This window comes from Corallococcus sp. AB018 (genome assembly GCF_003986945.1).
GTDB classification, from domain to species: domain Bacteria; phylum Myxococcota; class Myxococcia; order Myxococcales; family Myxococcaceae; genus Corallococcus; species Corallococcus exiguus.
On the sequence record NZ_RAWR01000025.1, the window covers coordinates 28122 to 53140 of the forward strand.

The window sequence follows — 25019 nt, forward strand, 5'->3', positions numbered from 1 at the left end:
TCCCTTCCGATACGGAGCGAGTCATGCAAAGCCTCATCCCCTGGGTCCTGGTGTTGTTCTCCGCGACGGCCCTTGCCGCGGAGACGCGGCTGGTCGTGAGGGCTCGCGCCCGGGACGGCAAGTTCATCGGGACGTCCATGGGGGGCGTGCGCGTGGTGCTCCGGGATGGTCAAACCGGCCAGATGCTGGCCAGCGGCGTCACCGCCGGCTCGACAGGCAACACGCAGACGCTGATGAAGCAGCCCCAGGTGCGGGGCGCACCGCTCGCGGATGAGGCCTCCGCGAAGTTCACGGCCACCCTGGACCTCGCCGAGCCGCGGCTGGTGACGGTGGAGGTGTCCGGGCCTCTTGCTCAGCGGCAGGCGCTCGCGACCAGCACGACCCAGCTCTGGCTGCTGCCCGGCAAGCACATCGAGGGCGATGGCCTCATCCTGGAGCTGCCTGGCTTCGTGGTGGATGTGCTGACGCCCTCCGCTCACGAGTTCGTCAAGCTCGCGAAAGACAAGAAGCTCACCCTGCCTCTTCGCGCCAACCTCGTCCTCATGTGTGGCTGCCCGACAGAGCCCCAGGGGCTCTGGGATTCCACTCGGTATGAGTTGCAGGCCACGGTGAAGCACAATGGAAAGCCGCTCACCCAGCTCCCCCTGAAGTACGCCGGGAAGACCAGCACCTTCGAGGCAGAGCTCTCCGTCCAGCAGCAGGGCGCATACGAAGTCACGGTGACTGCGTACGACCCCGTCACCGGCAACACCGGAGTGGACTCCACCACGTTCATTGTCGAGGGGTGATGAGTTTGGAGATGCGTCAAGACAGGCATGGGGCGTCTTGATGCGGATGGCTCATGGGGGCATGGCGAGCTTCTCCCTCCTGAAGTTCCTGATGGGTCAGTCCTGCTGGCGCTTCCACTCGTCGTACAGTCCATGCTCGTCCGCCGGGCGCAGCGCCCGCAGCGGGAGGGACTGGGCTTGGGGCCCGCGAGCCAACTGCGCGTAGATTGGCGCCGTGGAGAGGCCGAAGGCTTCGCCCTCCTCGTTGGAGTAGGCGAAGTAGGCGCCCTGGATACCGCACAGGTGCATGGCGGCCAGACACATCGGACAGGGATGACCGCTGGCGTAGATGATGCAGCCACTCAGGCCGGCGCTGCCGAGGCTCTGGCTTGCATTGCGAATGGCCAGAAGCTCGGCGTGGGCGGTGGGATCCTTCGTTTGAATGACCTCGTTGACCGCGCGCGAGATCACCCGACCGTCGCGCACGAGCACGGCCCCGAACGGACGGCCACCCGACTCAACATTGGCGCGAGCCAGGGCGATGGCCTCGCGCATGAATTCTTCGGTGGACGGCTCCATCAGAGACCTCCGGCTGCGACGAGCAGCACACCGTGGCACGTGATTTCGGTTCAGCGAGGGCCTCTGCCCTCATTCACCCGCAGGACCAGGTGCCCGCAGTCCCGCAGATGCACAGGCCAGGAATCTGCTGGCCCGACTGGTTGTGGTAGCAGCTCTTCCGTGCACGCGGGGGCGCGCACGCGTAGCCCTCGAACACGGTGCAGTCCGGGATGACGATGGACGCTTCGGCTTGCGATACATGCTCCGCCGCGGGCGCGCCCCCCGGAGGACAGTTCGCCTTGCACGCGTTGAGCGCGTAGCCACACAGAACCTTGCCGGGGCCGTTGCCAGCGTTCTCCACCATGCACTGGTGGTACTCCGCCTGGCACTCGCTCAGGCACGACGCTTCCTGCACCCCTCTGGCGTCCGCCGCCGACTCCGGCTCCGAGCCACCGCATGCGGCCAGCAGCCCGGCCAACAGAACCGTCCCGAAAAATCCTCGCATGACGTCTCCCTGGTTGTACGGCCTCGCCAGGATATCGCGTCTTCCAGCGCCGTGGCTTCCTTCGCACCCTCATCGCCGTGCCACGCTCCACGACGTGCTGCGCAAGAACGGGCGACCCCGCCCTTCAGCCGGTCCTCACGGAGCTGCCTCCTGGCGAAGCCTCCGCGCGAAGAAGGACAGGATCTCATCTCGCGCCGCGAGGGTCGGCTCTCCGGCCGCGTCGATGAGGTGCGCGGTCACGACGCTGTGCGCACCGCCGACGATGCGCTCGAAGAAGGGTGGGGGCCTGGAGTTCGCGGCCGACGACGGCAGCACCCTGGGGTGGAAGCGGGGCCCAAGCGCTTCGGCGTAGGCGGCGAAGCGCTGGGCCGTGCAGAAGCGATCGCCGTCGAAGCGGTACGCGAGCACCGTCAGGTCTTCACGCTCGAGCCGCTCCTTCACGGCCGCGGCTTCTTCGGGGGCGATTTGAATCGCTCCCGGAGTGTCGAGCGGCAGCGAGGGCTGGCACAGGACGGGCGCCAGCACCGCGGGCTCGAGCATCAGGCTGAGCGCGAAGTTGCCGGTGAAGCACATTCCGATGGCGCCGACGCCGGGGCCTCCACATTCCTGGTGCGCGAGGCTCGCGAGCGCACGCAGCCACTGCGTCACAGGGCTTGACGCATTCGCCGCGAACGCGCGGAACTCCGCGCTCACGCAGGCCTTCTTCATCACGGCGAGCCCCGCCTCCGCCTGCGGATAGGCCCCATCCCTCCCGAACAACGACGGCATGTAGACCGTGAAGCCGGCATCCCGGACCCAACGTGCGAAGCGCGCGACGTGAGGGCTGATGCCAGGCATCTCGGCCATGACGATGACCGCGGGACCTCGACCGGCGACGTAGACGGTGCGCGGGGTCGCCTGAAGCGTGATGGCGCGCCGCTCGAAGTCATCCAGGGGATCGTCGGCGGTGGGCTCGGGGGCGGGAGGAGTCATGCCCGGACGATGCGGGAAACCCTCTCCGGTGAGCCAGTGGCGACGTTGACAGCTTTCGGTCTACCCTTGCCAGGAATGATTTGGCATGTCGTGCTGGATGGCGTGGCCGAGGGCCCGCTGGGTGTCGGCCTCGACGTGGTCAACACGGCCGCGCGCCTGCTGGAGTCAGGCCTTGTCCCAAGCGCTCCACGAGGAGCGAACCCACTGCGTCAACGCGTGGTGTCGCTGGATGGCCGCCCGGTCCGCTCCGGCACGGGACGCTCCGTCTGCGTGGACGGTGCGCTCAGCCTGCGAAGCGTGAAGGCGGGAGATGTGCTGCTGGTGCCCGGACTCTCCGCGGCCACCGAGCGCGCCGTCGAACAGTTGCTCTCCCGCGCCGACACCGCGCGCGGCATGGAGCTGCTCGCGCGAGCGGCGGCGAAGGGGGCGATGGTCGCTGCTTCGTGCTCGGCGACCTTCGTCCTGGCGGCGGCCGGGCTCCTCGCGGGACGGGACGCGACGACGACCTGGTGGCTGGTGCCCGCGTTCGCGCGCCGCTTCCCCCAGGTCACCGTCCGCGCGGACCGGATGGTCATTGAGAGTGATGGCGTCCTCACCGCGGGATCGGCCTTCGCGCACGCCGACTTGATGCTGGCCATCGTCGCGCGCGTCGCCAGCCCGTCACTGGCGCACCTGGTGGCTCGCTACCTCGTGCTCGACGAGCGCGTTTCGCAGGCCCGATACATGGTGATGGAGCATCTGCGCGTCTCGGACCCGGTGCTGCGCTCGGTCGAACGGTTCATCACCGCGAACCTCGGCCGGCAGTTGACGCTGGCGGAGCTCGCACGCGCCGCCGCCACGTCACCGCGCACGCTCGCGCGGCGGGTCCAGGCTGGCCTGGGCATGACGCCGCTCGAGTTCGTGCAGCGGGTCCGCGTGGCGCATGCCTCCCACCTCCTGGAGACGACCCGGGACTCGGTCGATGACGTCGCCGCCCGGGTGGGCTACGCCGACGCGGCTGCCTTTCGACGCGTGTACCGGCGGTACGCCGGCGAGAGCCCCCGCGGCAGACGGCCGAGGGGCTCCCGTCAGGGATGAGCTCCGAGCCAGTGAATCCGGCTCAGTTCGTCACCTTGGCCGTGCCCATGAGCGCGCGGTGATCGGAGCACGTCTCTCCGCGCAGGGTGGCCTCGATGTTGTTCCTCCCCGTCCAGTTGTACGAGAAGAACACGTAGTCGAGCTTCGAGTTCCACGGCTGGTTGCAGGCCGGGCTGTACTGACGTTTGGTCTCGCGGGGCGCCTTGAAGTCCGCGTCGATGAACGGGTCACCGTTGCCCAGGTGGTTCAACGTCTGGATGACGTGCGAGCTGGGCGCCGCGTTGAAGTCTCCGCCGACGATGACCCGGTAACCCGAGTTCATCCAGCTGGTCGCCCAGGAGCGGATTGTATTGGCTTGAGCCAGCCGCGTGTTGTCGTCCGGGCCCGAGCCAGCGATGAGATGGGTGCTGCAAGCCCGGAAGGCCCGGCCCTGCTTGGTGAAGTCGATGCAGATCATCCCGTGGCCTGAGTTCCCGGGGAGGTCGAGGTTGTATTGCACGGAGGGGCCGTACTCCGTCCGCACGGCGATCAGGTTGCCGTGGTTGAGCGCCCCGCCGACGCCCCCACAAGCCGCCTTGTACTTGGTGGGGTAGAACGCGGCCCAATAGCCCCGGGGATGGTTGGCGTTCCAGAACGCACTTGCCTGCGTCTGGCAGACCTCCTGGAGGGCGACCACGTCGGGTTGATTGGCGCCGCCCATCAAGGAGTTCACCAGGTCGATGGCGCCCGTGCCGCCCCCGTAGGCGAGCTCTCCCGCGATGTTGTGGCTGATCGCGACGATGTAGCCGGGGTTGACCAACGCAGCCGACTCCTGCGCCTCGCGGGACTCGGCCGGGGCCGAAGCCTCGCTCGCCAGCGCGACGAAGGGGGCGCATCGTCGGCGGCGCAGCCGCAGCCGATAAAGACGAGCGCAAGGGTGGCACTCCTCAATCGATTCATGGCGTTCAGATTACCCCCTCGCGCAACGGCTCACCCCGTGGATGGCTCCCGGGTGGCCTTGAGTCCAACCGGGAGCCCGCCCGGTCACGTCAGGGCGTCCTGTCGAAGTGGGCCTCCAGCTTCACGTCCGAGTAGGGCGTGCAGGCCACGAGCATGAGGTAGTAGTAGGCGCCAGTGGTGGGGGAGGGGACTTCCACCGTCTCGTCATTGCCTGGGAGATAGGGCCGGTAGTCATACACGGTCTGCGAGGGCCAGGTGCCGCCGCGGACATACAGGTCCGCGTTGCCCGTGCCGCCGCTTGCCACGAAGCGCAGGTTGCGCGCGCCGGGAGGCACATAGAGATAGAAGTAGAGCAGCGTGCCGGTGGAGGCCAACGGGCCCCGGTAGCAGTTGTTGTCGAGCTGCTGGGGGTTGGACGCCGTGCAGGCAGGAGTCGGCCCGGGGCCGGAGCCAGGGGGCACGCAGACACTCGGGTCCGCGGCCCTCGCGACGCAGTCAATCCACTGGTGGAACTCCGTGTCGTTCGCCGTGCCCAGCGCATCCAGGGACTGGCGATAGTGGGTGTAATTGCCCGCGCGGAACTGGTTGAGGAAGGTGTCCACCTGATCCGCGTGCCGCTCGAACATGAACCGCGTGGACAGATAGCCCCACGAGTACACGCGGTCGGCGCTGCTGCTGTAGTTGTTGCGCAGGACCTCGCTGAGCTGGAAGGCCTTGCTCTTGCCCAGCGTCACCGCGCTGGCGTTGTCGTTCTTCTTGGAGATGTATTCGGCCAGGCCCTCGATCCACCAGACGGTGGGCTGGCTGGTGCTCGTGTTGAAGTCACCCTTCATGTTGTAGCGGCCATCCAGGTAATGGACGTATTCGTGGCGCAGGTTCCAGACTTCGAAGGTGGGCCGCAGCCACTCCGCCTCGTAGGAGATGAAGCGGGCCTGGTTGCCGGAGGCGGCGGGGTCCCCTTCCAGGTACATGCCGCCATTGTTGGTATTGATGCCAAACAGCACGCCAGCGTAGTTCTGATAGTCGAGGCTGCTGTCGAAGATGATCACCTCCAGGGACGTGTTGTTGTCGTTGGCCACCGGCACGCGGTTCGTCTTCAGCGTGTCGTGGAAGTACGTCTCCTGCGTGGCGAGCTGGTCGCAGCTCTGCGTGAGCTGTGTCGCCGTCATGTGCTGCGCGCGCATGCGCAGGGTGGCTCCACAGGTGTGGGTGATGCCGAGCACCGTCTGTTCCACCGTCCGGCGGAAGTCGCAGGTGCCGTAGTACGCGCAATTGGCTTTGTCGTAGAAGTCGACCATCTCCGCCGCGCCCACCCAGAGGCCCGCCGAGGGACCTGTCATCGAGTGGTTGTCGATGACCGCCTTCACCTTGGGGCGCGTCAGGGTCTGGAGCGGTCCGGAGTGTCTGAGGAAGCGGGCCAGTTCGCGCGCCGCGTTGACGGTGAGGTACTGGTTGGAGGTGCCCAGCAGGTGTTCGGTGCGGGTGATGAAGGACTCGAGCGACTGGAGGATGGACGTGTCCGCCTGCACGGCCGCCAGGAAGGCCGCGTTGGAATGGCTCCGGTAGAGGACCTGGTAGACGCTGTTGGTGGCGCCGCTCATGTAATAGGACGCCTCGGTGGAGGCGTTGAAGCGGTCCAGCAGGCCCCGGAGCGTGCCCAGGTGCTGGGCTGCCTCCACCGCGCTGTCGATGAGGATGACGAACTCCCGCAGCACCGCGCCGTGTGCGTCGTTGACGTCCGTGAAATGGGTATTGGCGACGAAGGCCGCGAGGGCCGGACGGATGGCGTCGCGCAGCGAGGCGCCGTAGCTGCCCACCGTGCCTGACTGGTAGAACTGGACGTAGTAGCCAGCGCGCAGGAACAGGATGAGCTGGAGTGTCTGCGCGGAGTTGTTGCCCGCGTACTGCTGGGCGCTGACGGTGAGCGCGTTGGCGATGGTGACCATCCGAGGGATGGGGGCCCCGTTGATGCGAAAGAAAAAGGGACGCGCCCGGGGCAGACTTCCCCGAGCGCATCCCTGGAGTGTTCCCTGCTTCAACCGCGCGCGGCTCAGCGCGTGGGACGGGAGGGGACGCGGGTCGCGCCCGGGGTGGCCACGTCCAGCCGGCCGTACAGGCCCTGGCTCTCCTCCGCCGGACCCGCGGTGAAGAACAGCGTGCGGGTGGGCTGGTTCATGAGGCCGTTGCCGAACGCGAGCGCCCAGAGGCCGTCGATGACGATCGGCTTCCCGTTGGTGCCCTGGAGCTGGGCATCCAGGGTGCCCGTCACGGTGTCGAAGGCGTTGATGGTGCCGTCGCCAAAGTTGCCCACCAGCAGGCGCCCGGCGAACCGCCCGAAGCTGGCCGGCGCCACGGCCATGCCCCACGGCGCGTTCAGGCTGCCCGCGGAGATGAGCCGGCGGATCAGGTTCCCGTTTGAATCGAAGACGTTGACGTAGCCCAGGCCCGCGCCGTGCACGTCGTCCTTGCGCTCATCGTCCTGCTGCGCATAGCTCACGTAGAGGTCGCCGTTGATGTTCTGGATGCCGAACGGCGCGAAGCCGGCAGGCAGGTTCGGGTCCGTGAAGTTCCCGCTCAGCGTGGCGGGCGCGAAATTGCTGTCGAAGACGTCCACCTTTCCGTTGTGGAAGTCGGTCGCGTAGAGATAGGCGGCGGTGCCATTGTTCGCCAGGGCGACGCCCTTGTAGATCGCGTTGCTGCCGGAGTTGTCCACCGTGAGGATGGCATTGGCTGGGGCCGCCAGCGGAGACCAGCCAGCCACGACGCCCTGCTCCGTCACGAAGATGAAGCGAGCAGCCCCACTGGCGCTTCCCGAGGTGACCACGAAGCCCTCGGAGCCGTTGAAGACGACGCCCGTGGGGCTCGACGGAGCCGTGGCTCCCGTGGGCACCGGGATGGTGACCACGAGCGACTGCGCGTTCCCATCGCCGTCATAGAGGGTTGACACCCCTGTTCCGTTGTCGGCGACCCAGGCGGCGCCGAACGGGTTGAAGGCAAGCCCCCAGCTGTTGATCAGATTGGGATCCGGATGCTCCGCGGCCACGCTGCCATCGGAGACAAGGTTCCTCTGGGTGTACGTGTTGGGAAGCCCGCCCGGTGCCTGGGCGATGGCCGCTCCAGGCAGCGCCACCACGGCAAGCGACAATCCAAGCACATATCCCCCACACCGCCGCCCCAGTTCGCGAATCGACGTTGTCTTCATGATTCCCCCCTTGAGCTATCGCGCTGCTGTGACCTTCTCGTCTGGCTGAAACCTGAGAAGAGGGGCACTCCGCCGCAACAGGCCCTTTTGAGCAGGGAAATGACCGCCAGTGCTTATTGCCCGGCTTCCAACGCGTCATCCGACCCCGGGCCGGGTGCTATCCGCCGCGGCCTACGTTGCTCACCGTGGCCGCGTGACACGCGAGCAGGTCCGGGATGTTGCTGTGGACGCTTGAAGCAATCTTGCCGTGGAACTGCTGCCACCGGGTCGGCGGCACATGGAAGATGCGCGGGTCGCCGCCGGTGGACTGGTCGTAGAGGATGGCGCCCACCTCTCCCGCTCCGTAGGGAGGCGCCCCGCCGACACCGTCGAAGTCCCAGATCTCCCGCAGGTACCGGGACAGGCCGGGGGCTCGTGCCCGGATGTTCCGCATCAGGCCACGGCCAAAGCTGAAGTCGGAGAGCACGACGTCCTTCAGCACCACGGGAAAGGGGTCGGTGCGTTGCAGCGCTTCCGCCCTCACCTCCGTCAGGATGTCCAGGACGATGTCCTTCCAGTTCGCACCGAAGAGGCCCGTGCTCGAGTACGACGCGTTGTTGAAGAAGGGGACGATCGCGACCTGGTCGGAGCCGGCGATGGCGAACTGGGCCCCCATCATCTGCGCGTAGCGGAACAGGCGCGGCCACGAACCCGCGCGCGTCGGGTAGTCCCGGTCCGTCATCCCGGCGGTCCCCGGGCTGGGGTGACAGAAGATGTTCACGGAATCGAAGGACTGGATGCCCTTGCGAAAGCTCACGCCAAACCAGTTCGGCGCCTCGGCACCCTCGATCTCGAAGGACATGACGTGCACCGCGAACTTCTTGAACAGGAACTCAAGAGGCGTGCTCGCGTGACTGTTGCCCACGCTCAACGGAGACACGACGTGTCGTGCGTCCTCGATGAGGCCGGTCCCGCCGTGCTTGACGTCCCCTGCCGTGAGCGCGGGAAACGGCTTGGAGATCAGCTTGTATTTTCCCATGGTGGTCGTGGGCTACCCGTAGGGCGTCTCTTCATGGCGCTTGAACGGGTACGCCAGCTGGCCCAGGTAGGTCTCCGGCGGCTGGAACTTCGTGGTGCCGTACTTCGAGGGCCAGTGGGACGGCATGTGCGCGGTGCCGAAGATGACGTCGATGAATGACAGGAAGACAGCGAAGTTCTTGTCGATGCCTTCGTCATCGGACGTGTGGTGCCAGTGGTGGAACTCCGGCGTCGCGAAGATCCAGCGCAGGTACGGCCAGCGGTGGTTGACGTTGGCGTGGATGTACACCGCGTGGAAGGACACGAACACGAGGTAGCCGTAGATGGCGGACGGGTGGAAGCCCAGCAGGAACACCGGCACGAAGCCCGCGAAGCGGTTGACCAGGATGTCCACCAGGTGGCTGCGCGAGCTGGCCAGCCAGTCCATCTGCAGCGTCGAGTGGTGGATGGCGTGGAAGCTCCACATCCACCCGACGGTGTGGAAGGCCCGGTGCACCCAGTAGCTCACCAGGTCGATGACCAGCAGGATTTCGAAGAACTGCAACCAGATGGGCTGCGCGGCGACGTGCGCCTGGAAGTCGAGCTTCACGGCCCAGGACAGGAACACCTGCACGGGGATGAGCACCGCGAAGGAGATGAGCTGCACGCCCACGTGGCTGACGAAGAAGTGCTTGAGGTCGGTCTGCCAGCCGACGCGGAAGATCTTCTGTTCGTTCAGCGCCCACAGTCGCTCCATGGGGATGAACACCAGCCCCAGCACCAGCAGGTCCAACGCGAAGAAGTCCAGGCCCGCGCTCATCGAGCGCTGCGTGTGAGTCAGGGGCTCCGCCTCGCTGCCTCCCAGAAGCAACGCCACCAGCGCCAGCACCATGGCGATGCCGCCGTGCGCCTTGGAGCGCAGGGTCATCACGCTGAAGGTGCCCAGCAGGAAGGTGGCGATGATGGACACCTGGAGGATGCCCCGGAAGATCTCCAGGTGCTCCACGTAGAAGGCCCGGCCATCGTTGGACACGAGCACGTGAGGGAACAGGAAGCAGAACTCAGCGACCACGCAGAGCACGCCCAACAACCCGCCGGTGACACCGGCGCGTTTGCCCAGGTCGATGCGCCGGGCGGGAGCAAGAAGCATTTCCAAGGAAGACCGTCCAGAAGGAGTGCGGCGAGGCATGAGCCTACACCACCCGGGTGGCGGCGCAGGCCCTCCGGCGGACTCGCGCGTTGCTGTTCGCATCCCAATGCGTCAAGAGGGGCGGCATGGACCTCACGCTGCGGGACGAAGTGAACAGGCTCCTTTCGCCCGACATGAACATCACGGGTCTGGGTGACGTCAGCGTGGATTGGCAGTCGCAGGGCGCCGGAGTCCAGGCCCGCTTTCCGGACCTCCACGGAATCAGGCAGGAGATCAGCTACATGTCCCTGTCAGAGGCGAAGCAGGCGGGAATCACCCTGTATGGTGATGCCTCGTTTTCCATCGACGCATACCCGGTGGAGCGCTTTCAAGGCTTCGCGCATTTCGTGGCCGCGGTGATTGTCCAGGAGGTCCGCCGAAGTCACTGCCTGCAAGCTCCTGTCGACTGGCAACGAGCAGTTGTATGCGCTGGATTGCAGTGGCCGCTACGGCACCCTCTTCTTGCAGACGTCGTAGGCCCCTGCTGCCTGCTATCGTGGACGCATGAAGACCGTGGATGAATGGAAGGCAACGCTGCGGGCCGCGATGAAGGAGGCCCTGCGCAACCGGAACGCGCCCGCTTCGGCGGTGCTTCGGGAAACGCTCGCCGCCATCGACAATGCCGAGGCGCCCGACGTGAGCGTCGCTCCTGCTCCGGTCTCTGGCGGCATCGCCGGTGGCGTGAGTGGGCTCGGCAGTGGAGAGGTGGCCCGGTTGCTGTTGTCGCCGGAGGCGGTGGATGCGCTCGTCCAGCGTGAAATCCAGGAGCGTCGCGACGCGGTGGCGCTCTACACCCGACTTGGCAAGCATGAAGAGGCCCGGACGCTCCAGGCGCAAGTGGATGTGCTGCTGGCGCTTTGAGCGCTGCCGGTCAGCCAGCGGAGCCCCTGGATGACTCGCGGTAGGCGGCCGGCGTCTGCTCGTGGTGCCGCCTGAAGAGCGCGGTGAACGTGGCGGCGTCCTCGTAGCCCACCCGGTGAGCAACCTGTGAGACGGCTTCGTCGCTGGCGTTCAGCAACTCCCGCGCCCGAGCCAGACGGACCTCCGTGAGGTACGCCAACAGCGTTCGCCCTGTCGCTTCCATGTCTCGCGCGGTCACGAGCCTACCCGTGACAGAGATGCGCAGGTCGCTCGTCCAGTCGACCCCGGGATACTGATGCCGGCAGCGTCCAGGCTGGCCCAGTGGGTCGTGGCCGTATGGCCATGGAGCAGGCCTGTCTCCGCGAGCTGGTGGAGCGCGGTCCAGGGACCGCTCGCGTCCGCCTCCCGGTGTCCTCTCGCCGGTTGAACGGGCTTGGGACGCCGCACGGCGCCTTGATCTTCGCGCTGGCCGACATCGCTTTCGCCACGGCTTGCAACTCGCATGGCCAGACAGCCATCGGCATCCAGGCCAACATCACGTACCTGACCGCGGCGAATGACAGTCCCCTGGAGGCGACAGCCCGCGAGCTTTCACGCGGCAGGAAGCTGGCCACGTATGAAGTGCGCGTGCTCGACTCCGGGGAGCGGCAGGTCGCGGCCTTCCAGGCGACTGCGTATCTGAGGTGAAGAGGTGACCCCGGCTGGAGTTGGGATGAACGAACGTGCGAGATTCATCCGGAACTCCTTTCACGAGGTGAGGACCCCATGAAGCAACTGCTGGCAGTGGCTGCGTTCCTGGCGTCGGGTCTGGTTGCGTGCGGAGGCGATTCCAGGCTGGAAGGCACCGGGAACGAAGTCCGGCAGCCTTCGGTGGTCTCGGATTCAGGCGGTTCCGTGACGGCGAGCGCCTGCACCCAGCATTACATCCCCAGGCTCACCACCTATTGGACCTCACTCCCCATGCAAGCCGATGGGCAGGTCGGTGAGTGCGAGCTGGATGCGTCCTGCTATCCCACCTGCTGGGGCGTGGAGAGCGCCTATCCCGTCTATAGCGACTACTTCTACTGCACGCATTGTCCCTGAGGCCCTCGCTCCCGCTGCACAGCGCGGGAGCGTTTGGCCTACCTCGCCTGGGCGCGTGGAGGCTGCAACGCCAGCACGGACGGCACGAAGTCGGGCGCGGCCAGGCGCAGGAGCCCCATCCCGATGCCGGCAAGTCCCAGCATCAATCCTGGCGCCTCGGTGAACCTCGGCAGGCCGCAACGCCACGCTCCGTCCCGGCCCTGAGCCAGCACCCGCGCGGCGCGCGAGCGCGCGGTCTCTTTCCAGGCCTCGTCGCCCAGCACCTCTCCCGCCAGGTGCAGCACCTCCAGGTTGCCCACGTCCCCGTGGCACAGGCTGTGGCTGCCGCCGAAGCCTTCCCGCTGCACTGTGGCGAGCCCCGCGCGAAGCTCGTCGCGCAGCCGCGCATCGTCCAGGTGGCGCAGCGACAGCAGCCGGGCCAGTGCTCCGCCCGCGGCTCCGTTGCACCAGGCCGTCATGAAGCCACCGGGCACCAGCGGCTCGCCTTCCTTCGACGTGCGCAAATCCTTCCAGTTGCCGCGCTCCGGGACGAACAGGGCCCGTTCGAAGGCCAATCCCTGGCGTGCGGCCTCCCGGTAGCGCTCGTCGCCGGTGAGCGTGGCCAATTCCAGCAGGGCCCAGACGAAGCCGGCCGCGCCGTGGGCCAGACCCGTGAGCGCGCGCCCGGCCGCGGGCACCACCCACGCGCGTCCACCGTGTTCGGAGTCGCTCGCTGTCTGGAGCATCCGCTTCCCGCACTTGCGCGCCAGCCGGAGCGCCTCCTCGCTGCCGGTCTGTTGGTGGAGCCGCGTCAGCGCCAGCGCGGTCCCCGCGACGCCCGCGACCAGATCCAGCGCCGTGTCCGCGTCGATCTTCGCCTCCAGCGAACCCAGGCCCGCGTGGACCTCGTCCAGCATCGCGGTGTCGCCCAGCGCCACGGCCAGATGGCTGAGGACGTAGATGTTCGCCGCGCGCCCCGTGAACACCCCCACGCCGGAAGGGTCCTGGGACGCGGGCGCGCGCCACTGCTCGCGTACTGGCACGGACGCCCTGCGCGCCAGCGCCGCGAAGTCCTCCCGGCCTGTCACCGCCGCCAGGTAGCCGTAGAAGAGCGCCACGCCCCCCACGCCGTCGAAGAGGTCCGTGCGCAGGGGTGTGAGCCCCCAGCGACGGCGCTCCAGGTCCTGGATGCCCACGCCAATCCAGCCGACGTCGTGGGCGCCCTGGATGGCTCGGGCCGCCAGCAGCTCGCCCAACTGCACCGCGCCGGCCAGGCACGCCTCGGCCGTGGCGGGCGGGGGCAGGGCATCCACGGCGGCAGTGCACGACGCTCGGGGCGCCACGGTCTCCTGCTCGCGCTCGAGCGTCACCAGCGACTGGCGGATCAGCGCCACCTGATCGGCGCAGTCCTTGGGGCCCAGGTCCTCCAGCAACTGGCGCGAGCCTTCCAGGCCGGCGTGCGGCAGGTGGTCCGGGATGCAGCGCCCCCGGCTGTCCCAGACGTGGCGGGAACCCGGTCGCGCGGTGAAGACGGGCACGTCCCCCAGCCGGAGGTCTTCGTGCTCGGAGGGCGTCAACGTCGCCAGCGAAGGGCGCACGCGGACCTCCGCCCACAGCTTGTCGAGCAGCTGATCCCGGTCGAGCGCGTCGCGCAGGAAGTCCGGGTGCAGGCCCTCCTGGAGGAGGAAGCCGTAGCGCATCGTCGCCCGCGCGATGTGGCGCACCTCCACGTCGCGGAACCCCTCGAGTGTCCGCGCTACCTCCTCGCGATGCTGGAGAAGCAACGCGTAGGTCTCCTGGAAGCCCTCCTCGATGCACGCCCCGAACGCAGTGACGTCCACGGGCTGGCCCTCGAGCAGCGGGCGGTTGTGGGCCGCCGCCGTGGTCGGCTGCCGACGGACGACGTGCAGGGTGTCCCGGGCGCGGTCCTCCAGCGTGGGCGCGGCGTGGGGGAAGAGCTGGCCGGCCTCGCCGCCCAGGCCGCTCAGCTCCACGCCGGCCCGGCCCTCCCTGCCGAACATGAGCGTGGGCAGCAGGCCGCTGCTGAGCACGGACCGCTCCAGGAAGCGCGCGGCGCGGGACACCGCCGTGTCGTCAGCGCGCGGGGCGGGCAGTTGGTGGAAGAGCCCCTCCAGGTCCACCAGGACGGGGAACTCCCCGGCGGCGAGGAGATTTCCGGAGTGCAGATCCACCCCGCGCAGCAGATACAGCAGCGCCAGGTGGCTGCCCTGCCGCCAATAGAAGCGCGCCACGGCGTCGCGGTCGGCGCACCCGCCGGTCTCGACGTGCTCCACCCAGCCATGCGACTCGCGCGTCAGCACCTTCAGCCTGCGGTGCGGATGGCGCAGGCCCCAGCGCTCCAACTGTTCCAGCAGGTCCTGGTAGCGGGCCTCGACCTCCAGCGACCGCGGCTTGTAGACGACCCGCAGGCCGGAGCGAAACGTCAGCAGCGCCACGCTGCGGCCCTCGCGGTGCAGGTCTCCCGCGCCCGTGCACGCCTCCACGAGCGGCCCTGGATCCACGTCCGCACCGAGCACGGCCACCAGGGCCTCCCGGTCCTCCGCCAGGTGTGTCAGCAGCTCCAGGCTCGTCTGGATCCACCGCTCCAGGGCCGTCACCAGGAGCCGCGCCAGCACCGGGTACTCCTCCAGGAACGCGGCGAGCCGGCCCGGGGCCTCCAGGTGGTGCAGGGCGAAGTGCTCGAAGCGCGCCTGGGGTGTTTCGCCCCGCAGTTCGCCGCGCAGCCGGGCCACGTTGAGCTCCAGCACCAGCGACCGGGTCGCGGTCTGCATCAGCCGCTGCTCCAGCGCGTCCACGAGCCAGGCTTCGGCGCGCGCGTCCAGCAATGCATCGGCGGCCAGGACGCTCCGGGCGGCCAGCGCATCAACGCCAGCCCGCAGCCGGCGCAGTCCCAGTTGGAGGAACCGGCGCGTCAGTGCGGGTACGCGCATCCGTGGGCTCGGATCCACGGGGGAGGGGAGGGCGACGTCGGCCGCGCGGTCCGACAGCACCTCTTCCAGGAGCGGCAGCCACGTCAGGGCTTCCGGCCGCGTCGTGCTTCCCGCGAGCCTGCGCACGAAGGACGCCGCGTCCAGCCCAACGCCGCGAAGCCGCTCGTCGAAGGACGCCTCATCCCCCAGCGTGCTGCGCCGCCACGCCTGGAGGCGCGACTCGGCTTGCGGGAGCGACGGGGCGGAAGGGTCCTCTCCCGCGGCCTCCCGCTCATGGAGGAAGGCAGCCCGCTCCCACGCACCCATCTTCGAGCCCTCTCGCATGCGCGCCCTGCACGTCCGTCTGGACTTGGAAAAAGACAGGCGCGAGGACCGGAGCCCCCGCGCCTCGAGTGAAACGGGACGACTCCTCGTGGGAGCCGCCCGTCACACACCGTCCATCAGCACAGGGAGAACGTCAGGTTGGTGCAGATGTACTCACAGGAGTTGGTGGCGGTGAAACCGATGTCGATCCTGCCGCCGACCACGTCCATCAGCTCGGTCTCGCTCAGCTCGTTCAGCGTCGCGCCGGAGGGGTTCGCGGGCAGCTGGGTGCGCTGCTCGGCGGTGAGGCTCTCGCGGAACGACGGGTCCTTCCAGGCGCGGATGATCATGTCGGGGGTCATCATGTTGGGCCGCCTCCTTTTTGACGGCCCACCCAGGCTAGCCCGCGAACTCCGGCTGCTTCAAACGTCCGCGGCCTTTTCATGTATCACCGGGTGATGCCGGTGTGAGTCGCGGGCGCCCCATTTCCCATGGCGCGTGGGAGGGAAATCACGCGTGGTGAAGAGCCATGCGCGAGACCCCTCCAGGACTACGTCTCGGGTGGGGCTTCGGGGGCTTTCTGCATCGACTCACGTGCGCGAACCCGCTCCTCGCGCTGCTTCTCGACCAGCGCTCGCGCCTTCTCCTTCTGCGGTTCCTCCAGGAGTGCTTCGACCTCGCCGTACGCCGCTGTCTCGTTGGCCTCCATCGCCTGGAGCAGGAGCTGTTGCCGCTTCAGTGCTTCTTCGCTCACGGGTTCGGGAGGTTGGGCTGGCGGCCTGTACGGAGGCCGGCCTCCGCGGCCCGCGGGGCCGACCCTGACAGGCATGGCTCCCGGCGGCGGATTGCCTCCCATGGGGGGCGTCCAGATGGCCCGGAGCTCTTCACGCAGGGGCCTGTTGGTCACGGTCAGCGCTTCGTCCCGCTGGCCTATCTTGATCAACTGGTCGGTGCTCAGCCCCAGCTCCTGATAGTTCTCGAGCAGCAACGCGAGGGGTGACTCGAAGAGGATCCTCGGGGGCGGCTGCCTTCGCTGCTCCACCGGCGGGGACGATGCGCAGGCAGTAACAAGGGTCACCAGCAACAACCACGGCGCGAGATGACGCGGCGACATCTGTCCTCCTTGGGGCGTGTGCCTTCTCTCTATTTTGATATCGCGTCCCATGGAAGGACCACGAGGTCCTGGTGTCAGCAGCACTGACGTAGAGTGCACGGGTGATGTCCCAGCCTGACGACTCCTCCGGCCTGAATGACGGCTACGTGTACCGCGAGCGGATTGGCGCCGCCTCCGTGGGGTGCACCACGCTCGCCCACCTGTCGGACAAGTACCGGCACTCCACCGAGGAGGAATGGCGTGCGCGCTTCGTGCGTGGCGAGGTGCGACTGGACGGCCTCATCGCGACCGGCGACGAGGTGCTGCGGGCCCACCAGGAGCTCTGCTGGCACCGGCCGCCCTGGCGGGAGCCGGAGGCGCCCGAAAGCTTCGAGTTGGTGTACGAGGACGCTTCGCTGCTCGCGGTCATCAAGCCGAGCGGGCTGCCGACGCTGCCCTCCGGCGGCTTCCTCAAGCGGACGCTGCTCTCGCTCGTACGGCTGCGCTGGCCGGAGGCGTCCGCGCTGCACCGGCTGGGGCGCGCGACCTCGGGGCTGGTGCTCTTCTCTCGCACGCATGAAGCCGCCGCGAAGCTCTCAGGCAACTGGCGCGAGGGCGACGTGGAGAAGCGCTACCGGGCGCTCTCGGACGGGGTCGCGGCGCAGGAGTCCTATGACATCCACACGCCCATCGGGCTGGTGCCGCACCCCGTGCTGGGGGCGGTGCACGGGGCGACCGCGAAGGGCAAGCCGTCACACAGCCGCGCGGAGGTCCTGGAGCGGCGTGAAGGGCAGACCCTCTTCGAGGTGCGCATCCACACGGGCCGCCCCGAGCAGATCCGCATCCACCTGGCGGCCATCGGCCATCCGCTCACGGGGGATCCGATGTTCGCCTCGGGAGGTCTGCCCCGCGAGCACGCGCCCGGCCTGCCCGGAGATGGAGGCTACCTGCTCCACGCGGAGACGCTCGCGTTCACGCACCCCATGACGGCGGAGCGCCTGCGACTGTACGCCCCACCTCCGGCCGCGTTGAGGATGGCGTCGGAGTCCTGAGCCCCGACACGCAATGGCCTCAGTAGGAGCCCCAGCGCGAGGGAAGCGGCCCGCTCCATTGCGTCTTGAGCCCCGGAGTCGTCAACGGCGCGGTGCCACTGATGCGCATGATGCTGGAGTTCTCGTTGAGGCTGGACCAGTCCGCGGCGATGTTGCGGCAGTAGCGGTCTTTCGCGAAACCGGTGGTCATGTCGTGGATGCAGGGGGTGGCATCCCAGACGCGGTCCGCTTGCAGGCGCTGGACGGCGGTGACGATGCTCAAGGGCATCTCCCCGGAGGCTCGGACGAAGGGAACGCCATCGACAGGCACGCCCTTCGACGACAGCAGCTCGAACGCCTTGCCGGAATAGCTCAGCGTGCCAGGCATGCTGAAGTCCCAGGCACTGGCGCTGAAGGGCGCGGTCTGTCCACAAGAGGCCGCGTTGCTGGGAGCGTCGGTGCAGGTGCCGCCGAGGTGAAGCACCAGCACGGCGCCCGTCTCCACCGTGTATCCCTGGGGGAAGGTGAAGGCGAAGTCGGCGTTGGTGAGCTCCTGGAGGGAGATACCGGTCAGCGTCCCGCCAGTGACGGCCACCAGTTCGATGAGGTCCTGCGGGGCGTCTGGGTTGATCTCGGTGATGCGAAGCGAGGCTTCCGGCGGAGGCTCACCGCCATCCAGGGTGCCCGTATCCGAGTCCCCGGCATCCGGAGCGCCCGCGTCGCCGGAGCCCGCGTCGCCGGAGCCCGCGTCCCCCGAACCCGCGTCGTCGGACGTGCCTGCGTCCACGCCCGAGTCATCCGCACCTGCATCTGGCGAGGACGCCTGAACGCAGCGTTCCTCAACGCAGACGATGTCGGGGCCCCGGGACGCACAGTCCGCTGTGTCCGTGCACTCTGGGGCGGAGCAGGCGGAGACGAGTGGGAGCAAGGCAAGGGCTACGAGTCTCGGGCGGAGCATGGGGAGGACCTGGATGCGCGGTGGGGGGAGCGCAATGAAACATAGGAGAAATGGGAGCGCTGTTGGGAAGGGGAGCGCTGGCCCGGCTCCTGGCCGCCCGCCCCCTGGAGATGGAAAGTGGCGTCGCGCCCCGCCGAAGTACAATGCGGCACTGGTTACGACTCGCCTCCCCGTCCTTCGATCCTGCCCCTTTGAGCCCGTGCGAGCCGCCCCCCGCATGACTTCTGTGTGATGTCACGACGCACGACATGGATGATGGGCCTGGGCGCCCTGGTCTTCCTGGGGGGGCTCCTGCTCATCCGGTGGCACGGCGGCCGTGGATCCTCGGCCGTGGCCCGGCCGGGAGCGGCTGTCTCACTGGAACTCGTGCCCCGCGTGATGGAGCCTGCGTCCCGCCGTGAGGGCTTCCTGGGCGTCATCGTCGCCAGCGGCAGCGTGGACGTGGCCGCCAGGCTGGAAGGCACCCTCGAACGCGTGAACGCGCAGGTCGGAGACACCGTGCGCCAGGGCGCGGTCCTCGCCCAGCTGGACACGCGGGCCCTCCAGCGCGAGCTGGCGGTGGCGCAGGCCTCGCTCCAGGCAGGGGAGGCGGAGCAGCACATCGCCTCCATCGCGCTCACGGAGATGCAGGAGCGGCTCCAGCGCCGCTCCGACCCGCAGCAGCGCGCCCTGGGGGCCCTCTCCGAGGAGGAGCTGGCCACCGCGCGCTTCCAGGAGCAGACCGCCGTGGCCCGTTTGCGCGCCGCGGAGGCGATGGTGGCGGAGCGCAAGGCGCGCGTGGCGCAGATTGCCCAGAAGATCTCCGATGCCTCCGTCCTCGCGCCTTTCGACGGGCAGGTCGCGAACCGCTACCTCGACACCGGGGCGATGGTGGCTCCCGGCCGCGCCGTCTTCCACCTCATCCGCTCCGGAGCACAGCAGGTGCGCTTCGCCATTCCGGAGGACCAGGCGGCGAGCCTTTCGGTGGGCACGCGGCTGTCCGTGGAGGTGCCGTCCCTGGGGCAGGTCCTGGAGGGGAGGGTGGAGAACCTGGCACCGGAAGTAGACGCGGCCTCGCGCATGCTCCTGGCCATCGCGAGCGTGCCGCGCGAGGGCCATGCTCCGGTGCCCTCGGGTGTCGTGGTGCGGGTGTTCGTCCAGAAGGACGCCGCTTCCCAGGCGGTCACGCCATGACGTCCAGGCCGAGCCCGTATCGCAAGGAGGCGCTGGAGTACCGGCAGCGGGCCCACGCGGAGTCCGGGGGCGACCTCTTGCGGATCAGCCCCGCGTGGACCCGGTGGGCCTACTGGGTGCTGGTGGGCGCGCTGGCCTGTTCGCTGCTCTTCTTCTGCGTGGGCACGCTCTTCGAATACGCGGCGGGCCCCGCGCTCATCCGCGTGGAGGGCAAGACGGACCTGACGGTCGCGTTCTCCGGCGTGGTGCTGACGGTGGACGTGCAGCCCGGCCAGCGCGTCGTCGCGGGCCAGCCGCTGGTGCACTTCGCGTCCGAACAGGAGCAGGGGACCCTGGCGCGCATCTCCCGCGAGTTCGAACTGCAACTCGTCCGCTACCTGCGCGACCCCTCGGATGAAGGGGCACGCCAGGCGCTCACGGGCCTCAGGGCCGAGCGCGAACTGGCCCAGGCCCGGCTGGAGGAGCGCACGCTGCGAGCACCCCACGCGGGCGTCGTCGGGGATCTGCGGTTGCAGCCCGGCCAGTACATCTCCTCTGGCATGCGCGCGCTGTCGCTCCTGGGGGACGACGCGACGGTGGTGGTGATGGGCTTCCTGCCGGGGCAGTACCGTCCGCTGCTCGTGCCGGGCATGGACCTGCGCCTGGAGCTGCAGGGCTTCGCCTACGAGTACCGCGACCTCGTCATCGAGTCCGTGGGGGATCAGATCATCGGGCCCGCGGAGGCGCGGCGCTTCCTGGGCTCGGAGCTGGGGGACGCCATTCCCTTGGAGGGAGCGCTGGTGCTCGTGCGCGCGCGGCTGCCGCTGCGGACGTTCGTCCGCGAGGGACGGACCTTCAACTACTACGACGGCATGCCGGCGCGGGCAGAGGCGCGGGTGAAGTCGGAGAGCATCCTGCTCACGCTCGTTCCCGGACTGAAGGAGCTGCTGCCCCATGGCGGATGAATCCGGACGGGGGCTCGTGGAGCGCTTCCCCGCGCTGCGGAGGCTCCAGGCGGCGGCGCGCGGGCAGCGCATCCCGGAAGTGCGGCAGATGACGCCGGCGGAGTGCGGCCTCGCCTGTCTGGCCATGGTGCTGGGCTTCCATGGCCGGAGCGTGGGACTGGACGAGCTGCGGCGCGTGATGGGCACCTCCCAGGACGGGCTCGCGGCGGCGCACCTGCTGACGGCGGGACGCGCCTTCGGCCTGAGGGGGCGGGGCGTCTCCGTCGACCTGGACGGAGTGCCCTTCCTGCCCGAGGCGTCGGTCCTCCACTGGAAGTTCACCCACTATGTCGTCCTGGAGCGGTGGGCCTCCGACGGCGTGCACATCGTCGACCCGGCGCAGGGCCGGCGCTTCGTGACCCTGGAGCAGTTCCGGCAGTTCTTCACCGGCGTGGCGCTGCTCTTCGAACCCGGCGAAGGCTTCGTGCGAGCCCCGGGCAAACCCAAGCGCAGGTCGCGCTACGTGGAGAAGTTCGCGCGCCAATCCCAGACGCTCACGCGGGTGTTCGTCCTGTCGTTGATGTTGCAGGTCCTGACGCTCTCCATCCCCCTGCTGACCGGCCTGGTGGTGGACCGCGTCGTTCCCCGGGGCGACTACCACCTGCTGCTGGTCCTGGGCGTGGGGCTGGGCGCGCTGGTGTGCTTCCACCTGCTGACCTCGCTGGTGCGCAGCCACCTGTTGCTGGAGCTGCGCACGCGGGTGGATTCGGACATGACGCTCGGGTTCCTCGAGCACCTGGTGTCGCTGGCGTATCCCTTCTTCCAGGCGCGCGCCGCGGGCGACCTGATGGCGCGCCTCAACGTCACCGCCACCGTGCGCGAGGTGCTCTCCTCCAGCCTCGTGTCCACGCTGCTGGATGGCCTGCTGGTGGTGCTCTACTTCGTCATCCTGACCGTGGCGAGCCCCGGAACGGCCCTGCTGGTGGGCGCCCTGGGCGCGTTGCAGGTGCTGGTGTTCGAGGTGTCCCGGCGCCAGCAGCGCAGCCTGCTCGCGCGCAACCTGGAGCTGGAGGCGCGCAACCAGAGCTACCAGATTGAAATGCTGACGGGGATGCAGACGCTGAAGGCCTTCGGCGCGGAGCACCGCGCCGTGCAGCACTACTCCAGCCTCTTCGTGGACGTGCTCAACGTCTCCCTGGCCCGAGGCCGGCTGACCGCCTGGGTGGACGCGCTCTCCGGCACGCTGAAGTTGAGCGCGCCGCTGCTGCTGCTCTGCATGGGCGCGCTCCAGGTCCTGGAGGGTCGGATGAGCCTGGGGACGATGTTGAGCCTCAACGCGCTGGCCGTGGCCCTGCTCACGCCCCTGGCGAACCTGGTGGCCACGATGGGGCAGCTGCAGCTGGTGGGCAGCTACATCGAGCGGATCGATGACGTGCTGGACACCCCGGTGGAGCGCGATCCGGCGCGGCCGGAGGCGAGCGCGGAGCTGCAGGGACGGATTGAAATGGAGCGCGTCTCGTTCCGCTTCGGCACCCTGGCGCCGATGATCGTCCAGGACATGTCCGTGCGCATCGAGCCCGGGCAGTTGGTGGCGATTGTCGGGCGCTCCGGCGCGGGGAAGAGCACGCTCGCGAACCTGCTGCTGGGGCTCTACCTGCCCACGGGAGGACGGGTGCTCTACGACGGAGTCGACCTGGAGCAGCTGTCCTTGAGCGCGGTGCGGGAGCAGGTGGGAATCGTCCTGCAGGAGCCCTCCTTCTTCGGAGCGACGCTGCGCGCGAACATCGCGCTCGGCGACCCTTCAGCGCCCCCGGAGCGCATCGTCGGCGCGGCGAAGCAGGCGCAGATCCACGATGAAATCATGGCCATGCCGCTCCAGTACGACACGCCGCTGGCGGACAGGGGAATGTCCCTGTCCGGAGGCCAGCGGCAGCGGCTGGCCCTGGCCCGCGCCCTGGTGCGCGACCCGAAAATCCTCCTCCTGGATGAAGCGACCAGCGCCCTGGACTCCGTCACGGAGCACCGGGTCCAGGACGCGCTGGCTTCACTGAACTGCACGCGCATCGTCATCGCGCACCGGTTGAGCACCATCCGCAAGGCGGACCTCATCCTGGTGATGGAGGACGGGCGCATCGTCGAGCAGGGGCGCCATGAGACGCTCGTGCAAGGGGATGGCGCCTACGCCCGGCTGGTGTCAGCCCAGCTCTAGCGTCCGCGCGTCATGATGCCGCCCTGCTCCAGCAGCCCGAACAACTCCAGCAGGGACTCCACGGGAAAGACATAGCCATACTCGGCATGGGCCGCGTCGCGGATGTCCGCCACGGAGCGCTTGCCGTCGGCGTAGCTCGCGAGCGCATCCGCCAGTTGGTAGAAGCGCAGCTCGCTCTCCCCCTGTTCGCGCAGGGCCGTGGACGCGGTGTTCATGGCTGCCTTCACAGTTTCCACCCGGGCCTTGGATTCGGGGGGCGCGCTGCGCTCCAGGTCATCGAACGACGCGAGCTCCTGGCCCTTCACGCGACGCGGAACGAAGGCCCGTGCCTTGCGCTCGGCTTCGCCAGGTGAGGGCTCCTTCAGGGACACGCCGCGCGCCTTCCCGTCCGCATCCAGGCGCTTCAGGGCCTGGGATTCAGCGGTCTCCAGCGCCTGGACCATCGCCTTCACCGGTTCGGCGGGCGCGCCCAGGGCCAGGCAGGAGCGCAGGGCGTCGCGTTCGCGCTGGTAGCCCGCGCGCACCCCTGCTCGGGCCAGACGGGCGAAGCCGGGCACCTGCGCGGCGGGCGTCGAGGCCAGCTCGCGGCGGGCCCGGAACTCGTCCTCCGCCACGCGCTTCGCGCCGTGCACCGCCACCAGGCGCGAGAGCTCCAGGGCGCCCATGCCTTCGGCCCACGCGGCCACGGTGATGCCGGCCAGGCCCGCGAACGCCGCGCGGTGCAGCTGGGTAGGGTCCACGTTCTCCGGCCGGTCGCCGCTGGTGTGGTAGGCGTCATCGGGCCACGTGGAGTAGGCGACGCCCGGGATGCCGTGGTCGTTGAAGAGCTGGTGATCCGAACCCCGGCCGTAGCGCTCCATGTGCGCATCCATCGGGTCCTGCGAGCCGGTCACCGAACCGATGCGGAAGTCCTTCCTCGGCGGGTAGGCCACCCCGTTGAAGCGGTTCATGAAGGCGACCGTGGACTCAGACACCGCGTTCACGAAGCTGCCATTCCAGTCCGGCGTATAGGAGACCTGGAAGCGCGAGTGGACGCGGGTCATGCTGGCGCCGAGCATGTCGAAGTTGAACTGCGCCACCCGCCGCACCGGATCCGCGCCGTGGTGTGAGAACCAGTCGCGGGTGCCCTCGAACTCCGGCAGCCACAGCACGCGCAGGGTTCGCACCGGCTGGGGCAGCACGCCCTTGCGGATGAGCGTGGTGTACGTGCGCACCAGCTCCAGCACCGTGGCGGAGCCGGAGGCGTTGTCGTCGGCCCCGGGCTTGTAGTGGTCCAGGTGGGCGGTGAGGACGACCTCCTCTCCCGCGAGCGTCCCGGGAATGACGCCGCTGACGATGCTGAGGTGTCCCATGGGCGCTTGCGTGGCGACGCTCACGTCCACCTTCACCGGCCCCTCCCGCAGCTGGGCGCGCAGCTCACGCCCCTGCCGGTCGGACACCATGAACAGGAAGGGCGTCCGCGCGCCCTGCGGCATCAGGCTCCGGGGGACAGCGGCCCAGCCCACCTGATCCGGGAAGTCACCGTCCATGCGGTGGGGCGCGTTCCACGGCGGCGTCGAGTAGGACGAGACCACGCCCACTGCGCCCAGCTTCACCACGGCGTTACGCAGCGCGGACGTGGGGTGCCCCCGGGTGAGCACCACCTTGCCCTTCAGGTCCTTGCCCGCGTACTCCGCGTCCTGGGTGCCCGTGCCCACGTCGACCAGCTCCAGGTCCGTGCCCTCGAAGCTGCCGCTGCCGGTCGCCAGGGCCATGGGCAGGTCGGCGTAGGACGTCACGCGGTACCGGTGGCGACCGGCCACCCACAGCTCGCCGCGCGTGGCCCGCCACTGGGGGCCGTCCTTCATGGCCTCCAAACGGACGGCCTGGAGCCCCGCGGCCTCGGCGGCGGTCTTCGTCCAGGCGGCTGCCTCCGAGTAGCCATCGAGGCTGTCCCTCGCGATGAGGGACAGCCGCTGCACGCCGTCATGGATCCGGTCGCCCGAACTCTCCTGGATGAGGGCGCGCACCACGTCGTCCCGAAGCACCAGTCCGGTGGTGGGAGAGATGGGCCCCAACGGGGACGCGGGAGTCTGGGCGGAGGCGCTGAGTGAGACAGACAGCGCGAGGAGGGCGAAGGGCAATGGGCGGAATGTCATGGGGTGTCTCGGGAAAAACTAGCACCAGCTCCACGGAGTCACGTCCCCGGATTCAGCCTCAACCGACAACCCTTGCGTTCCATCCGCTTCGAAGCGGGAGAGAAGATCGGTG

The 25019-nt window shown here is 68.7% G+C and carries 24 protein-coding genes; 10 read left to right on the plus strand and 14 right to left on the minus strand.

Going from position 1 to position 25019, the window contains the following annotated elements; translation table 11 throughout:
* Positions 1-23 precede the first annotated feature (23 nt).
* The gene (locus tag D7Y11_RS08265; RefSeq protein WP_126933408.1) at positions 24-788 is read left to right on the plus strand and encodes a hypothetical protein; all 765 of its coding nucleotides are present in this window, start codon (positions 24-26) and stop codon (positions 786-788) included.
* 96 nt (positions 789-884) lie between these two features.
* On the opposite strand, the gene D7Y11_RS08270 is transcribed toward D7Y11_RS08265, so the two are convergent.
* From D7Y11_RS08270 to D7Y11_RS08280, 3 genes are all read right to left on the minus strand, one after another.
* Positions 885-1346, minus strand: a complete 462-nt coding sequence (locus tag D7Y11_RS08270; protein ID WP_120574906.1) for a nucleoside deaminase — start codon at positions 1344-1346, stop codon at positions 885-887.
* A gap of 73 nt (positions 1347-1419) precedes the next feature.
* A complete protein-coding gene (locus D7Y11_RS08275; protein ID WP_126933409.1) occupies positions 1420-1830 on the minus strand; it encodes a hypothetical protein in 411 nt (136 codons plus the stop codon).
* Positions 1831-1965: 135 nt separating this feature from the next.
* Positions 1966-2802, minus strand: coding sequence for a dienelactone hydrolase family protein (locus D7Y11_RS08280; RefSeq protein WP_120574904.1), 837 nt, complete (start codon positions 2800-2802; stop codon positions 1966-1968).
* Between the two features lie 75 nt (positions 2803-2877).
* On the opposite strand from D7Y11_RS08280, the gene D7Y11_RS08285 reads away from it, so the two are divergent.
* Entirely contained in the window at positions 2878-3879 is a 1002-nt protein-coding gene (locus tag D7Y11_RS08285; protein WP_126933410.1) for a GlxA family transcriptional regulator, read from the plus strand.
* A gap of 22 nt (positions 3880-3901) precedes the next feature.
* Here the strand turns inward: D7Y11_RS08285 and D7Y11_RS08290 are convergent, their stop codons facing one another.
* The 5 genes from D7Y11_RS08290 to D7Y11_RS08310 all read right to left on the minus strand — a co-directional run bounded on the left by D7Y11_RS08290 (position 3902) and on the right by D7Y11_RS08310 (position 10166).
* Entirely contained in the window at positions 3902-4678 is a 777-nt protein-coding gene (locus tag D7Y11_RS08290) for an endonuclease/exonuclease/phosphatase family protein (RefSeq protein ID WP_120574902.1), read from the minus strand.
* Between the two features lie 229 nt (positions 4679-4907).
* Positions 4908-6764, minus strand: a complete 1857-nt coding sequence (locus D7Y11_RS08295) for a M9 family metallopeptidase (protein ID WP_120574901.1) — start codon at positions 6762-6764, stop codon at positions 4908-4910.
* 104 nt (positions 6765-6868) lie between these two features.
* Positions 6869-8020 carry a TIGR03118 family protein gene (locus tag D7Y11_RS08300; protein ID WP_121751852.1) on the minus strand — a complete coding sequence of 384 codons (1152 nt, stop codon included), beginning with the start codon at positions 8018-8020 and terminating at the stop codon, positions 6869-6871.
* Between the two features lie 157 nt (positions 8021-8177).
* A complete protein-coding gene (locus tag D7Y11_RS08305) occupies positions 8178-9038 on the minus strand; it encodes a hypothetical protein (protein ID WP_120574899.1) in 861 nt (286 codons plus the stop codon).
* 12 nt (positions 9039-9050) lie between these two features.
* Positions 9051-10166: a sterol desaturase family protein gene (locus D7Y11_RS08310; protein WP_233596672.1), complete on the minus strand. Its 1116-nt coding sequence runs from the start codon at positions 10164-10166 to the stop codon at positions 9051-9053.
* 125 nt (positions 10167-10291) lie between these two features.
* Here D7Y11_RS08310 and D7Y11_RS08315 point away from each other — a divergent pair, with 125 nt between their 5' ends.
* Both D7Y11_RS08315 and D7Y11_RS08320 read left to right on the plus strand, forming a co-directional pair.
* The gene (locus D7Y11_RS08315) at positions 10292-10726 is read left to right on the plus strand and encodes a hypothetical protein (RefSeq protein WP_120574897.1); all 435 of its coding nucleotides are present in this window, start codon (positions 10292-10294) and stop codon (positions 10724-10726) included.
* Positions 10710-11066 (plus strand): hypothetical protein, encoded by a 357-nt coding sequence (locus D7Y11_RS08320; RefSeq protein WP_121751854.1) that lies wholly within the window; start codon positions 10710-10712, stop codon positions 11064-11066. Before D7Y11_RS08315 ends, D7Y11_RS08320 begins: the two co-directional genes overlap by 17 nt.
* A 10-nt stretch (positions 11067-11076) precedes the next feature.
* Here D7Y11_RS08320 and D7Y11_RS44190 read toward each other — a convergent pair whose 3' ends face one another.
* Positions 11077-11304, minus strand: a complete 228-nt coding sequence (locus tag D7Y11_RS44190) for a helix-turn-helix domain-containing protein (RefSeq protein ID WP_233596667.1) — start codon at positions 11302-11304, stop codon at positions 11077-11079.
* Between the two features lie 83 nt (positions 11305-11387).
* On the opposite strand from D7Y11_RS44190, the gene D7Y11_RS08330 reads away from it, so the two are divergent.
* Both D7Y11_RS08330 and D7Y11_RS08335 read left to right on the plus strand, forming a co-directional pair.
* A complete protein-coding gene (locus tag D7Y11_RS08330) occupies positions 11388-11753 on the plus strand; it encodes a PaaI family thioesterase (RefSeq protein WP_233607236.1) in 366 nt (121 codons plus the stop codon).
* Positions 11754-11831: 78 nt separating this feature from the next.
* Positions 11832-12149, plus strand: a complete 318-nt coding sequence (locus D7Y11_RS08335; protein WP_121751856.1) for a hypothetical protein — start codon at positions 11832-11834, stop codon at positions 12147-12149.
* Between the two features lie 38 nt (positions 12150-12187).
* Here D7Y11_RS08335 and D7Y11_RS08340 read toward each other — a convergent pair whose 3' ends face one another.
* The 3 genes from D7Y11_RS08340 to D7Y11_RS08350 all read right to left on the minus strand — a co-directional run bounded on the left by D7Y11_RS08340 (position 12188) and on the right by D7Y11_RS08350 (position 16496).
* Positions 12188-15403 (minus strand): type 2 lanthipeptide synthetase LanM family protein, encoded by a 3216-nt coding sequence (locus D7Y11_RS08340; protein ID WP_126933411.1) that lies wholly within the window; start codon positions 15401-15403, stop codon positions 12188-12190.
* 116 nt (positions 15404-15519) lie between these two features.
* The gene (locus tag D7Y11_RS08345) at positions 15520-15747 is read right to left on the minus strand and encodes a mersacidin/lichenicidin family type 2 lantibiotic (protein WP_199753706.1); all 228 of its coding nucleotides are present in this window, start codon (positions 15745-15747) and stop codon (positions 15520-15522) included.
* A gap of 185 nt (positions 15748-15932) precedes the next feature.
* Positions 15933-16496, minus strand: a complete 564-nt coding sequence (locus D7Y11_RS08350; protein ID WP_126933412.1) for a hypothetical protein — start codon at positions 16494-16496, stop codon at positions 15933-15935.
* A gap of 104 nt (positions 16497-16600) precedes the next feature.
* Here D7Y11_RS08350 and D7Y11_RS08355 point away from each other — a divergent pair, with 104 nt between their 5' ends.
* A complete protein-coding gene (locus D7Y11_RS08355; RefSeq protein ID WP_126933413.1) occupies positions 16601-17527 on the plus strand; it encodes an RluA family pseudouridine synthase in 927 nt (308 codons plus the stop codon).
* Between the two features lie 19 nt (positions 17528-17546).
* Here the strand turns inward: D7Y11_RS08355 and D7Y11_RS08360 are convergent, their stop codons facing one another.
* Positions 17547-18293, minus strand: coding sequence for a hypothetical protein (locus D7Y11_RS08360; RefSeq protein ID WP_233607237.1), 747 nt, complete (start codon positions 18291-18293; stop codon positions 17547-17549).
* 402 nt (positions 18294-18695) lie between these two features.
* Here D7Y11_RS08360 and D7Y11_RS08365 point away from each other — a divergent pair, with 402 nt between their 5' ends.
* Genes D7Y11_RS08365 through D7Y11_RS08375 form a run of 3 tightly spaced genes read left to right on the plus strand, consistent with a single transcriptional unit; the run spans position 18696 to position 22769 of the window.
* Positions 18696-19637: an efflux RND transporter periplasmic adaptor subunit gene (locus tag D7Y11_RS08365; protein ID WP_126933415.1), complete on the plus strand. Its 942-nt coding sequence runs from the start codon at positions 18696-18698 to the stop codon at positions 19635-19637.
* The gene (locus tag D7Y11_RS08370; protein ID WP_126933416.1) at positions 19634-20581 is read left to right on the plus strand and encodes an HlyD family efflux transporter periplasmic adaptor subunit; all 948 of its coding nucleotides are present in this window, start codon (positions 19634-19636) and stop codon (positions 20579-20581) included. Before D7Y11_RS08365 ends, D7Y11_RS08370 begins: the two co-directional genes overlap by 4 nt.
* The gene (locus D7Y11_RS08375) at positions 20571-22769 is read left to right on the plus strand and encodes a peptidase domain-containing ABC transporter (RefSeq protein ID WP_120574889.1); all 2199 of its coding nucleotides are present in this window, start codon (positions 20571-20573) and stop codon (positions 22767-22769) included. Before D7Y11_RS08370 ends, D7Y11_RS08375 begins: the two co-directional genes overlap by 11 nt.
* Here the strand turns inward: D7Y11_RS08375 and D7Y11_RS08380 are convergent.
* Positions 22766-24907 (minus strand): M28 family peptidase, encoded by a 2142-nt coding sequence (locus D7Y11_RS08380; RefSeq protein ID WP_121751860.1) that lies wholly within the window; start codon positions 24905-24907, stop codon positions 22766-22768. The genes D7Y11_RS08375 and D7Y11_RS08380 overlap by 4 nt on opposite strands.
* Positions 24908-25019: the final 112 nt, after the last annotated feature.